An 11673-nucleotide genomic window follows, 5' to 3' on the forward strand; every position below is an offset into this window, starting at 1 on the left:
AAGATAAAACGAAGAAAAAAGACGTCTTATTTACCGGAAACTTTCAGCAGACCACGATAATCAACTGGCGCTACACCCGCATCAATACGCACTTTTGTGGTGACACCGTCTGAGGTAAAACCTTCAAGTTGGTCAATATACGGCACATCGATTCCGTTTAAGTACGCCACCTCAATGGTGTCGCTACCTTGACGTGAGGCCATATACCAATCTTTTTCGCTTGCATCATCTAAACGAGGTTCGGCAATAATTTCCGCTAAATCACGCACTGGGTTAATAATATTGGCATTAACATCAGCGCCTTTCACACTGCCCGATTTAACCACTTGGATAGCTTGTGTTTCCAGTGTGGTCGGTACCAACATAAACGCGGGACGAATATTTAATGAGCGTTCGCCTTCTTTTTGTTGACGCATAGCAGTACGACCTGCACTGATGGTTTCCACATCCATCCCGCCGGTGATCATGTTTTTATGATCGGCACTAAACAGCGCTTTTTTATCGCTCATTTTTTCATTGTCGATAAGCACCGCATACACCAAATCGCCGACTGTCGCTTTCGCTGCACGACCAAACTTCATGGGCACATCCGTCAGCATATTCATATCATCATTGATGATAGCTTGACGGGTAATACTAAATAACTCACCGTAGGTCGCCAGCGCGATGGTTTCGCCTTTATCATCGAGCGTAACGTACTTATACTCAGCACCCTCACGCACTTTACGTAAGGAAGGGAATGCCCCTAATCCTACACGGTGTGCAGTTTTAAAGTCACTGAGCTGTCCTTTTTTCGTCCATTTTTCAAAGGTTTCTTCGTTTTCTTCCCAACCGAGTAAAATCGCTTTATTCGCGACATCCAGCAGGATATTACCGAAATCAGAGGTGCTGTGCGTAAACGCCATACCAATCATTTGCATCGGATTATACGTGGCCACACCAACACCACGCTCTGTCAGTGATGCGCGCGCTAATTCACGCAGTGTCATGCTGTTATAGGCGTTATCTTTTTCATACTCCTGATAACCCGCACGCGCCATCACAGAAGCACGAACACTGTCGCCCACAATATTGCCGTTTCCTGCGTAAATATGCGCATTACCTTTATTTGATGGCTCAGGATTTTGTTGTTGTGCAACCGTGTTAAGTAATTGCTCACGCGCTTTCTCAACAGAACAACTCGCATCCGCTAAACAAGTGATCATCAAATCATTGTGACGACCACCGAACATGGCAAATAAATCTTTAATCCCATTTAATCGCGCTTGCTCGTCAGCATAGGTGGCGCTAGGTTGTGGCTCTGGTGTCGGTACTGAAGTTGGATGAGGTTGTGTAGGGCTAGTCGTATTTTTAGGGGTAATTTGATTTTTAATTGCACTTGGCATAGATGAAAATTCCTCAATTCGTTTAGATGTAAGACTCGCCATTGCTTTTACTGGCTCAATCACTTTATCGGCGAAACCATGCTCAACACACTCGTCACCATCAAGCCATGTTTCCTGCTCTAACATGGCGGTAATTTCTTCTGTTGTTTTTCCTGTTTTAGCGACATAAGCAGGAATAAGTACATTTTCCAACTTGTCGAGCAAGTCAGCATATTCACGCATATCATTCGCATCCCCCCATGAAACGCCCCACGGTTTGTGGATCATCATCATGGCATTTTTCGGCATAATGACCGTGTCACCCACCATGGCAATAACCGAGGCCATTGAAGCGGCCAAACCATCGATATAAACCGTAATCGTCGCGGAATGGTTTTTAAGTTGGTTATAAATGGCGATACCATCAAATACCTCACCACCCGGCGAGTGAATATGAAGGTTGATATGACTAAGATTCCTTAGTGAGATTAAATCTTCCGTAAAACGTCGTGCGCTAATTCCCCAACCACCGATTTCATCATAAATATAGATATCCGCAGTTTGGTCTTCTTTAGCCTGCATGCGAAACCAGCTTTTTTGATTTGCTGGTCCCGACATTTTAGGCATCGTCATCGATTTCTTGTTGTTTAGCATCTTGTGCCCCTTTGTCATTAGCAGGATCAGTATCAAATACCAGTCCTAATCGTTTATTTTCGTCAATTTCGGTTTTACGACGACGTTTCACATCAGCAGGGTTGCCCCCTTTAGCGCGTATCCAGTCACTTTCTGTTGACGCACCACCGCGTAACAAGGTTTTCCATGCCTCAGACTCTTTCTTTGGATCAATCCATGGCATTACAGGGCCACTGTAAACTGCATTAAACAGGGATTTAGCATCAACATCAGGAGACACGGCGACCACGCCACTGGCTATCGCCATTTTTAACCAATTGCGATACATCGGACGACTAATGCCCGCCACAAAGGTGTCTTGAAAAATGTTATAGCCTTCAAATGACTCCACCAGCTCTTGTCGTTGAGCGCTATATGTGCCGTTATAGTCACGGGCGATACTGGAATAACTGCCCCGACTGCCTGCAGAAACCGCACGTAATTGCCCATTGCGAAAGGTTTGTAGATTAGGGTTGGGGCGGTCTGATTTGATCATGCCCACTTCTTCACCCGGCTTTAAACCGTCGTAAATCATGCCCGGCTGAATATCAATATTACGTTGCTCATCTTCGTCGTATTCACCTTCAGGGAAAGAGCCGGCATCCCCTTTTTTGATGTACATCCCCAATGAAGCTGCAATACGTGCGGAGGTCAATTCCGCATCTTCGTAATCTTTTAACGCACTTAAGCGCATTAAGATCCCCGAAAACAAACTGACTCCCCGCGCTTGATGAAGCCGACGAGTGAATTTCAGGTGCAACATATTTTCAGCATCGATGGTTTTGATATCCCCTAAATTGGCACTAAATTGGGGGAGGTTTTTATATACCTGATACCCTGTGGGTCGCCCCCACTCATTGAACTTAATGCCTTGGATAATCTTACTTTCTGGCATATTCATGTGAATAGGCACAAAGTCAGGCTCTAAGGCTTCGAGCCAAAAATAGATATTGGCTTGAGGATCTAACCCCTTGGCTTTACCTTTGACGAGCTGAGCAAAGACTTCACCATCACGTAGCCACGTTCTCACCAATAAACGTTCTAATACAGGGCGACTAAATTGCCCTGTCACTTCGGGTAACACGGACCATTCCGCCCAGGCTTGACGAATTTGCGACGCTAAATCTTCATGGATTTGCCCTGCGCCATCTAAGGGCTGAGGCTCAACAATAATGCCCTTAGCCCCGACAATGCGTTCTTCCATCTTGTCGAGAATGCCGATAGAGATATCATGATTGTTATCTAGCCATCGCGCTTGCTCCCGTAATGATGTGCCACCAAATTGAGTCAGTTGGTTACCATTACGATTTTCACGTTTAGCGGGATGAGTACGAGTGGGTAAAACGGCTTCATAGGCTTTAATTTGTAAGCGAGAGCGGAGGCGCGAAGCTTGCCAGTTTGGGGCGAAATAACCAATGGCGCTGTCTAATAATGTCATCTAAACCTCGCTAATTTATACATCGGATTACCTCGTTTTCTCGATATCAACGCCGACAAACGAGATTCCCAACGCTCACGACCTTTTATGATCTCGTTGAGATTTTCCATTGTCATGGCTTGTCCATTAAAGGTGATGGATTTGCCTTTTAATACCGCCTCTTCCGCTAAACGGTATTGCTCAATCATGTGTTCAATTTCTTCTTTCGTCATATCCAGCCTCCGCTGTTTGATACTGGTGCCCATGCTGATACGGCAGGCGTTTCCTGTTTTTGGGTTTCGGGTGAGGGTTTTATTTCAGGCTCTGTGGCGATATCGGCAATTGGTGGGGATGAGGAAAGCATTACATCAGGCAATCTCGCCCATTTAGGCGGTTTTTCCCAATTAATATTCTCGTACCCTTTTAATATCACCAAGGCATGGGCGTAAACCATCAGGTCAAATGCCTCATTAGCACCTCGACCCGGCTTTTCCCAATGCCCTTTTTCATCACGCTCTTCATACGTCAACTCGTCATAGAACGATTCATCCAGCCAATCAGGGAAATGAATATAATTAGGTCCGACGGTATCGCGCGATAACGCAGAACTGATCCGGTCTTTGAGTTGATCCGTTTGCAGTAAATAAAGGGGCACATCCCCTTTCGCTTGGGCGCGCCGTTCAGAACGACTGGTGTTATCAGGGAATGATTTAGTAATTAACTTACTGCGCTTATGCCCGTCACCCTTAAAGAGATAGACTTTACGGTGTAATCCCTCTTTTCGACAGCGACGCCAAAATTTATAAGCATTATCAGTAACGCCATCTTCACCACCAGAGTCCACGCCCAACATCATGATTTCCATTTCATGGTGAGGATAATGCTGTAATGAATAGGTTTTCTCTAATACATCCGTGATTAGTACCTGCCAATCTTCGGGATACGAACCCGGATCGATTCGACGGCATTCACCGTTATTGTCATAACGTAGGGATTGGGTGATTTCAAATCGGTCAATCACCCAGCGTTCGCCTTTTTCACCGTAACCCACCACCTGCACCACAAAGCGACGTTTTTTACCGCCCTGTACGTCAACTGTGGCAACCAAGAATCGCACACCATCTGGCACAGCTGATTCTTCCCAGTTTTCTACACGATTGATTAATTCATCACTCTGACGCTGTTCTTGTGCAACTTTCGGTAGATAAGGCAAACCCCAGTCTGTATTAGTCACTGATTTTAATGTTTCTTCACTGCCCGTTAATTCATATTCTTGCTCTGCACCAACAAACTTATTTACTAGTTGAGCCCATGTTTGATAAGCGGCAGCTGGCCCTTCCATCCAAAATGAGGCAAATCTTGAGTAGCGAGGGTTACCCGTTATTTTCCCTGTTTTATCAATTGATTGCCCCTCTATCAGCCATACGCCTTTATTGTTTAATGTTCTTTTTTGGTCATGTTCTATCTTTGATAAACAGTGAGGGCATTGAAGATAAGCATTTTTACCTGCTTCAAAGGGATCGTCCGTTAATGAAAATCCAACCATGTTATCTTTTATAGGTTGAAAATATTCACCACAATGTGGGCAAGGCCAATACCAACGACGGCGATCACCACGGTTATAAAGTGATAAAATACCTGTTGTTGGCGGGGCTTCATGAGGTAACGTTCGACTCCACTTTGCATTTGTTATTTCACGACCAGGAGAGCTCTCCACCAGCGTCATGCCAGCCGACATAAAAGTGGTTGTCCGTTTTGATGCTAGCGAAAATGCATCACCTTCACCGTCAATGTTCTCAGGAAAGCGGTCATAATCAGTTAAAGCAACAAAACGATAATCTGATGACGACATGATATTGACAGTTGGCCATCCTATTTTTAGGTAATTTCCCGCTCTAAATGTTTTATCGTGAACATTATTATCGTTTGTGCGAGGACTTAACCGCTTTGATACCTCTTTACTGACTCTAAATGTTCTATCCAGCCGTTTTTTAGAGTGCTCTCTGGCTTTATCCTCTGTCATTTGAATTAATAAAAAATCAGCAGGATCACAGACAATGGTGTAGACAATCCATCCATCAATTAATGCTAAGGATTTACCTGTCCGAGCTGGGCCTACAAAAATAACAGCATCATATCGCCTTGATGTTAAACAATTCATAGGCTCAATAATATAAGGTGTTAACGTATCATCCCATGGTAATGAACTACCACCATCAAGAGGAACACGCATATATTTCTTAACAGCTTCGGCAACAGGTAATCTATTGGGTGGCTTTAATAGTGTGGATACATCACGCCGAATGGATGAAGCGGAAGCAAATCTTACTGTCATTATTCCTCCATCGCTTCTGCATTATTCACTTCACTGGATAGTAGCTCTCTCATTTCATCAATAACAATTTGAACCTGTACTAATTGTTCTGCATTCCATCCGTGATCTCGCTCTAATCGGTCTGGCCACGTTTCCAGAACCTGAGCAATAGCCTTGACAATAACCGCCATTTCTCGATGAACTTCTGATGCTGGGATAAGTTGTTTTAATGTAGTTTCAAATTTAATTCTTTCATTTTCAGACTGATACCAATCTTTTCTATCTTTAGGAAACATGAGGTCAGGATCTTGAATCCCTTCCCCACCTTTACTGTCATCTGCAAAAATTATTGGCCCAACATCTCGCAATGCATAAACAGGGTTTCCTCTGACTGTATTAGCAATGGGAACATTAGCTTCTAATAATCTCTTTTTAACTGTGCCTCGGTTTAGCCCGAATGCCTCAGCAATCTTTGCAACACTCCAGTTATAGGCGTCTCCCAGATTGCTGACATTAGACATCGACACCTCACTTGGTCAGGTGATTTTCTTATTTTTTAATAAAAATCAATATGATAAATAGCATTGAGGTGACAACAATTAAATAATATTGCCACCTCAATACTGTTTATATCTATATATATCAATCAATTATGAGACCTGTTGCTGACACCATGAAAATCAGAAAACTAGCCGTTTCCCGCGTGCGCGCCGCCCCGTGGAGAGGGTATCCCGCCGGGAGTACCTTTTGAATTAACCAATTGTTTTCAATTAAATTGTTTTTTATAAATTTAAGTATTTAAATGGGTTTATTCTAAATGGAGTGTTGGGTGGGCTTGTGTTAGCACCTTCAATTAGCGCATTATTAAACAACTGCTTAAATTCTTCTTCAGTCAATGTGATATTTGCTGCTGAAGATACGCCAATTAAATAAATTTCACGGCCTAATACATATTCTTTTATATGATACTTTCTAATGCCAGTCTTCTCAGTCAGCGTGAAGCATCCTAATTCAACCACAAATCTGTTGAACCTAAACACCTCATGTGTTCGCTCTCCATCGATGATAATTACATCGTATAAAACATCTTCACTATCCATTTGCACACCTTTTTATTTACAGTCTAATAACCTGACTCATAGTGTAAGAGGCTGTGCTGTCGCGTCAACCATATTAACATCCCTATTAATATTAAGGTTTTTTTGGGGGCAAAATAGGGTTCTTAAAGCCTTGACTAGCCATGTTCATCTCCTTACTTCTGACTACACCACGTTCTGTTATTTAGTTCACTTACAGCTTTCTCCCATGCTTGGCGTTCAGCATCTCGTGCCGGTAATAGCTGTATTTTGCCGATCTACTCGCATACGTAAATCTGCCAATTGAGTATTCATGTCTGGCACTAACTTACCGCTAGTAATCACACGACTGAATACAGCATCACCTAAAGTACTACATTTAGTTTTGACTGAATTAAAATATGAATTTTTTAAAGATAATATCTCATGTTTTTTATCTTTAAAGACCATGGTTTGTTAATACGCTATAATTAACTCTTTATACTGGAATAAAGAGCCAACACATGATGAAAAAAGAAATTATTGAGCACTCTATTGAGCGGTTATGTAATGCTTTACGATTATTTGGTGAGTGTTCGTTCTCGGTAAAAAATCTTATCCACATAGATAAAGAGGAAGCTGTAGACAACCATGATAGAGCTTTTGAAGCAATATTAGAATCATTTCACACCTTATATGATACTAGCAAAAAAAAAGTTAATTATTTCAAAAACCCTTCAGCATCACTTCTAATTATTATAAGAAATGCAATTCATCATAGAGATCATTCATTATTTAATAGCTGGAATAGAGCAATGGTTAGAAATAGTGGATATAAAAAACATAATGGCGCTGAATTTCTACTTTGTAGTTATAATTCTCTAAATGTAGATTCACATGTTATGCAATATTATTATAAACTTGATGATATTTTCACTCAATTGGATAATGGAAAGTATATTAAGCCTGAAAATAAAAAAATCATCATAGATGGGTTAAGTTTAAATTCTATTAAAAACCATGCTATTAATAATAGATATCCATCTGAACAAGTTTATTTAAATATAATTCCAGTTATGTGTTCAGCTGTAAGATATACATTTGATGAATTACTAAAAAATGGGATTGAACCTTCTGGATTTGATTCTGAGGTTTATTTAAATCATTTTACTACAGATGGTTTTTTCAATCTAAAATCAATTAATTATAGACCATGTAGAATTATTGATTTTACATCAGTTTAATTGGATTAGATAGATAAATTTTTATCTGTTACATTAAAATTAGCTAGAATATATATTGAGAAGATATAACAAAATTTTATTATTTTAAGCTCCTATTGGAGCTTTTTTTATTTGTACGCATACAACTTTTTATTTTATACATTCAGTTCTAATATAATCCTGTAATCCCAATATCACTTTCTCTGATTGTACAATTCGCTCTCTGAGTAACCAATAATTTCTGATAGCGGTGTCAGTAGGTCTGGCGGTGGTTGCATCATCCAAGCTGGTGGTGGGAGTGATGGAGATTTTTGGACACTCGGCTTTGATGTACACCCGCTCAGGATTGCGATCGCTAATATCACGTAAGCGACTAATTTCATTCTTTGCACTGGCTAACTCCTGAGTGTATTTAATATCGAGTTGGTTTAATCGAGTGATACGAGCTTGATAGTCTTTGTTGTTTTCGATTTGTTGTGAGAGTTGATCAGTAAGTGATGATTTGTCTTTTTCTAACTTGGTAATACTTTCACTCAGTTTATCAAGTTGGTTACTTTGCCACGCAATACAGATGACCATCACCAAGATAATACCAATGGACACTGTTGTTTCGCCTATTTTCATAATTAGTACCGATGATGTGAGAGAGCTACCTGACAGCGCTTTTCTAAACTGGCTTTATCGTTAACACATGAATTATCAATTGAGAGATAAATGCCACCAGCAACTGTGATGAGCAATACGAGGATAAAGCTAATAACGATAATTAAAGGTTCCCATGACATAGTGCTGACTCCGCATCTCTACGACTGACTAACCCTCGCCAAACCTTTCCACCTGCATAAACCCAGCGTTTCATTTCTTCACATGCACCATACTGATCGCCTGCATTTAATTTCTTTAGCAACGTAGAACGTGCAAAGGCTGTGGTACCCACATTAAAGGCAAAGGAATATAGAGAGGCTTTTGTTTTATCATCTACTGGCACTTTAACCAGGACATCAACTTGTTGTTGAGTTCTGATAAAGTCTTTCTGCAGTAACTCATCACACTCTTGCTGTGTGTATGTCTTACCTTGAATGATGTCGCTTCCAGTGTGGCCATAACAAACAGTCAGCACACCAACAACATCACGGTATGGTTCGTAGCGTACTCCCTCAAAATGACCAATCACTGTTACCGCAATACTTACAGCACCGGCACTCGCAACTGCTGCCACCTTTTGTTTTAGGTTCATCAAATGTCCTTTTTAGCTTTAGTCAGCATCTCGCCAACTATCTTTTCTATGTCTTGCGGATCACTAGAACAATTTCGATGAACTAATTCAGCAAATAACGCTGTTCGTTTTCGTTGTTCTCGCCATGTCATCAGATAAGTTGCTAATCCAAGGAGCATGCTGAATCCCATCCCTATTACAAATCCCCATTCATACAATGAGAGACTTGCAAAAAAGGCAGTTAAGCCAGCCGTTCCGTAGGTAGCATTGGTTAGTTTGTCCATGCGCATATACACCCCCTACGGAGTGTCCGAGTTTAGTTGAAGGGATGCAGACACACAGCTCTTGTGTGAAGTGATTAGTGTGTGTTTGATACTGTGGCCTGCGTATTAGGAAAGGATAATTCTGGCGAAATTGACTCCACCGAACTCATTTAGCCGCTCATAGAGAAATAGTCTCTTGCACGTTCTGTGCTGATAGATTTTGTTATCGTATTTTTTAAATAATTTAGTTCCTCTCAAAAGCGAGAGAAAATAATTAATATTGTAGTCATGGAGGATCACATCAATATAACCATTCCCATGTTTAACGCATTCACCAGATTCTGCCATTTGAAATATTTTTTTAGCTGCGTTATATGTACTGACTTTTTTCTCAGCCCTTTCAATAACCGATTTTCTCCGCTCTTCGGCTATATACCGATCATTGATTGCTTTTAAATTATTAATCGTCATATCAGCCTCTAAACGAAAAAAGACCGCGTCGGCGATCTTTATTTAATAATGCGAATAAACTAGACGTGATATATGGAAAAAATAATTAGAATAATATGTACTATTTTTTATTTAAATTATTGTACATTATACATCCTAATTCTTCACCTGAATTGCAAGACCTTCTATAATAATCCATAGCTACTTCCTTATTTTTAGTGCCATCATTTCCAGATAAATAAAAATTACCTAATGAGAGCAAGGACTTCCCATCCCCAGTTTTTGAAGCTAATTTCAACCAATAGATAGCTTTTTCATGGTCTTTATAAACAGAATCATTCTTGCCAACCCAATCACTTAAATATAAATCCCCTAATTTTCTTTGTGATTCTACATCCTTTCCCTCTGCGGCTTTTTGTAGCCAAAAGACTCCTTGTTGATAGCTTTGCCTAACTCCTTTGCCTAGCCAAGACATTCTATATAATGATTTTTGGGCTTCAATATTCCCTTGCTCAGCAGATTTTTGGAACCAATAAAATGACTTTGAGAAATCTTGATTAACTCCCCAGCCATTAAAATAAAGATATCCAAGATCAAGCTGAGATAAATTATCTCCTTTTTCAGCTCGAGAGGTTATCTCACTCACTGAATAAGAATTACCATATACCTTAAAACTTAGTGGTGAAAAAAATATCAAGAGGAATAATACTTTATATTTTAACATCACATTTTCCAAAACTTAGTTAAATAATCACATAATAAAGCTAATTAAATAAACCTCTTAAAGGTAAGGTTTATTTAATTTAGTTTGAATGAGTATAAATTTCCCACTATGAAAAGACTTTAATCCAAGCTCGGACAAAATACAACCTTTGTCTGTATATAAAACCAGTCATTTAGTAACTTGGTTAAATACCACCTCAGCGTTGCTTTCTTCACTAAAACATTTACTAATTAACTTCTCATAGAATGGTTTCCAATTTCTACGCCATGTTCTTTCATTAAGTTCTGGTAATAGTCTACTAATAGCTTGATATGCTACTGAAGAAGGCATTCTTTTATATCCACGACCAGCACAACGAGGGCACTCTTTAAATACAGGCACTCCCTGTAATTCTGTTTGCACCTCATCCAAGACTTGACCACGCCCATTACAACGGCATCGATGTGTAATAGTTCCTTTCCCTCCACACGTTTGGCACTTATCACCAACCAGTTCATTTTTAATCACTGGTTCTGTAATCACTTCGCCATTTGATTTTGTAATACCGGGATATTTAATAACGTCTTTGTGGTTATAAATAAGCTTTCTACCTTTGCAGTTAGGGCATTCACACACTGAACCTGCTGAACGAGAGTAATCTTCAAACGCCATTTTTGATAATATAACCAAACAGTACCCCAGTTTATTACCCGCCGATTTAGCCACCAGCTTTGGGGTTACTTTAAGTGCATATTGCGTTAACTGCTCTACAGTGCTGAACTTATCTTTTTCACTCACGTCATTCTTAGCAAAAAAAGCAGACATACCAAACTTAGCACGTTGCTCTGTCATGCCTAGTGCCCCTGCAGTATCCATTCCTTTCATTCTATTGGGATCTGTACAGTTTGGTGTATCGGTGATCATCGGTGACTTTGGATAAAATTGTTTTAATGCTGACTCTAATTTCATGCTAATACTCCTCGTGCCGTACACACG

14 protein-coding genes are annotated in these 11673 nt (G+C 40.3%); 1 reads left to right on the plus strand and 13 read right to left on the minus strand.

Translation table 11 applies throughout. The annotated features are described in order from the left end of the window. Positions 1-26 precede the first annotated feature (26 nt). From ABN217_RS16925 to ABN217_RS16950, 6 genes are all read right to left on the minus strand, one after another. The gene (locus tag ABN217_RS16925; protein ID WP_349459657.1) at positions 27-2018 is read right to left on the minus strand and encodes a ClpP-like prohead protease/major capsid protein fusion protein; all 1992 of its coding nucleotides are present in this window, start codon (positions 2016-2018) and stop codon (positions 27-29) included. Beyond that, complete coding sequence (locus tag ABN217_RS16930; protein WP_284551603.1) at positions 1984-3474, minus strand: phage portal protein; 1491 nt, start codon at positions 3472-3474, stop codon at positions 1984-1986. The genes ABN217_RS16925 and ABN217_RS16930 overlap by 35 nt, the downstream gene beginning before the upstream one ends. Continuing rightward, positions 3471-3686 carry a DUF6148 family protein gene (locus ABN217_RS16935; RefSeq protein WP_004247869.1) on the minus strand — a complete coding sequence of 72 codons (216 nt, stop codon included), beginning with the start codon at positions 3684-3686 and terminating at the stop codon, positions 3471-3473. The genes ABN217_RS16930 and ABN217_RS16935 overlap by 4 nt, the downstream gene beginning before the upstream one ends. Further along, positions 3683-5788, minus strand: a complete 2106-nt coding sequence (locus ABN217_RS16940) for a phage terminase large subunit family protein (protein WP_284551602.1) — start codon at positions 5786-5788, stop codon at positions 3683-3685. The genes ABN217_RS16935 and ABN217_RS16940 overlap by 4 nt, the downstream gene beginning before the upstream one ends. Next, positions 5788-6288, minus strand: a complete 501-nt coding sequence (locus tag ABN217_RS16945; RefSeq protein ID WP_161681291.1) for a DUF1441 family protein — start codon at positions 6286-6288, stop codon at positions 5788-5790. Before ABN217_RS16945 ends, ABN217_RS16940 begins: the two co-directional genes overlap by 1 nt. Before the next feature lie 261 nt (positions 6289-6549). Next, entirely contained in the window at positions 6550-6867 is a 318-nt protein-coding gene (locus ABN217_RS16950) for a hypothetical protein (RefSeq protein ID WP_349459658.1), read from the minus strand. A gap of 479 nt (positions 6868-7346) precedes the next feature. Between ABN217_RS16950 and ABN217_RS16955 the strand changes: the two genes are divergently transcribed. Next, positions 7347-8066 (plus strand): hypothetical protein, encoded by a 720-nt coding sequence (locus ABN217_RS16955; protein WP_349459659.1) that lies wholly within the window; start codon positions 7347-7349, stop codon positions 8064-8066. Between the two features lie 129 nt (positions 8067-8195). Here ABN217_RS16955 and ABN217_RS16960 read toward each other — a convergent pair whose 3' ends face one another. From ABN217_RS16960 to ABN217_RS16990, 7 genes are all read right to left on the minus strand, one after another. Next, the gene (locus ABN217_RS16960; RefSeq protein ID WP_349459660.1) at positions 8196-8669 is read right to left on the minus strand and encodes a lysis protein; all 474 of its coding nucleotides are present in this window, start codon (positions 8667-8669) and stop codon (positions 8196-8198) included. Between the two features lie 2 nt (positions 8670-8671). Continuing rightward, positions 8672-8830: a hypothetical protein gene (locus ABN217_RS16965; protein ID WP_349459661.1), complete on the minus strand. Its 159-nt coding sequence runs from the start codon at positions 8828-8830 to the stop codon at positions 8672-8674. After that, the gene (locus ABN217_RS16970) at positions 8812-9282 is read right to left on the minus strand and encodes a lysozyme (RefSeq protein ID WP_349459662.1); all 471 of its coding nucleotides are present in this window, start codon (positions 9280-9282) and stop codon (positions 8812-8814) included. Before ABN217_RS16970 ends, ABN217_RS16965 begins: the two co-directional genes overlap by 19 nt. After that, positions 9282-9551, minus strand: coding sequence for a phage holin family protein (locus tag ABN217_RS16975; RefSeq protein ID WP_049257304.1), 270 nt, complete (start codon positions 9549-9551; stop codon positions 9282-9284). Before ABN217_RS16975 ends, ABN217_RS16970 begins: the two co-directional genes overlap by 1 nt. A 99-nt stretch (positions 9552-9650) precedes the next feature. Beyond that, on the minus strand, positions 9651-9995 hold the full coding sequence (locus ABN217_RS16980) for a hypothetical protein (RefSeq protein ID WP_349459663.1): 345 nt from the start codon (positions 9993-9995) through the stop codon (positions 9651-9653). 100 nt (positions 9996-10095) lie between these two features. Beyond that, positions 10096-10698: a tetratricopeptide repeat protein gene (locus ABN217_RS16985; protein WP_252957114.1), complete on the minus strand. Its 603-nt coding sequence runs from the start codon at positions 10696-10698 to the stop codon at positions 10096-10098. A 168-nt stretch (positions 10699-10866) separates the two neighbouring features. Then, on the minus strand, positions 10867-11646 hold the full coding sequence (locus ABN217_RS16990; protein WP_349459666.1) for an antitermination protein: 780 nt from the start codon (positions 11644-11646) through the stop codon (positions 10867-10869). Positions 11647-11673: the final 27 nt, after the last annotated feature.

It is taken from the genome of Proteus sp. fly-1067 (genome assembly GCF_040139345.1).
Lineage (GTDB): Bacteria > Pseudomonadota > Gammaproteobacteria > Enterobacterales > Enterobacteriaceae > Proteus > Proteus vulgaris_B.

Bases quoted from the DNA above. Each gene is read 5' to 3' on its own strand.
- ABN217_RS16945 (WP_161681291.1), bottom strand. From the start codon at position 6,288: ATGTCTAATGTCAGCAATCTGGGAGACGCCTATAACTGGAGTGTTGCA.
- ABN217_RS16985 (WP_252957114.1), bottom strand. From the start codon at position 10,698: ATGTTAAAATATAAAGTATTATTCCTCTTGATATTTTTTTCACCACTA.
- ABN217_RS16955 (WP_349459659.1), top strand. From the start codon at position 7,347: ATGATGAAAAAAGAAATTATTGAGCACTCTATTGAGCGGTTATGTAAT.
- ABN217_RS16965 (WP_349459661.1), bottom strand. From the start codon at position 8,830: ATGTCATGGGAACCTTTAATTATCGTTATTAGCTTTATCCTCGTATTG.
- ABN217_RS16960 (WP_349459660.1), bottom strand. From the start codon at position 8,669: ATGAAAATAGGCGAAACAACAGTGTCCATTGGTATTATCTTGGTGATG.
- ABN217_RS16935 (WP_004247869.1), bottom strand. From the start codon at position 3,686: ATGACGAAAGAAGAAATTGAACACATGATTGAGCAATACCGTTTAGCG.
- ABN217_RS16930 (WP_284551603.1), bottom strand. From the start codon at position 3,474: ATGACATTATTAGACAGCGCCATTGGTTATTTCGCCCCAAACTGGCAA.
- ABN217_RS16975 (WP_049257304.1), bottom strand. From the start codon at position 9,551: ATGCGCATGGACAAACTAACCAATGCTACCTACGGAACGGCTGGCTTA.
- ABN217_RS16950 (WP_349459658.1), bottom strand. From the start codon at position 6,867: ATGGATAGTGAAGATGTTTTATACGATGTAATTATCATCGATGGAGAG.
- ABN217_RS16940 (WP_284551602.1), bottom strand. From the start codon at position 5,788: ATGACAGTAAGATTTGCTTCCGCTTCATCCATTCGGCGTGATGTATCC.
- ABN217_RS16980 (WP_349459663.1), bottom strand. From the start codon at position 9,995: ATGACGATTAATAATTTAAAAGCAATCAATGATCGGTATATAGCCGAA.
- ABN217_RS16990 (WP_349459666.1), bottom strand. From the start codon at position 11,646: ATGAAATTAGAGTCAGCATTAAAACAATTTTATCCAAAGTCACCGATG.
- ABN217_RS16925 (WP_349459657.1), bottom strand. From the start codon at position 2,018: ATGCTAAACAACAAGAAATCGATGACGATGCCTAAAATGTCGGGACCA.
- ABN217_RS16970 (WP_349459662.1), bottom strand. From the start codon at position 9,282: ATGAACCTAAAACAAAAGGTGGCAGCAGTTGCGAGTGCCGGTGCTGTA.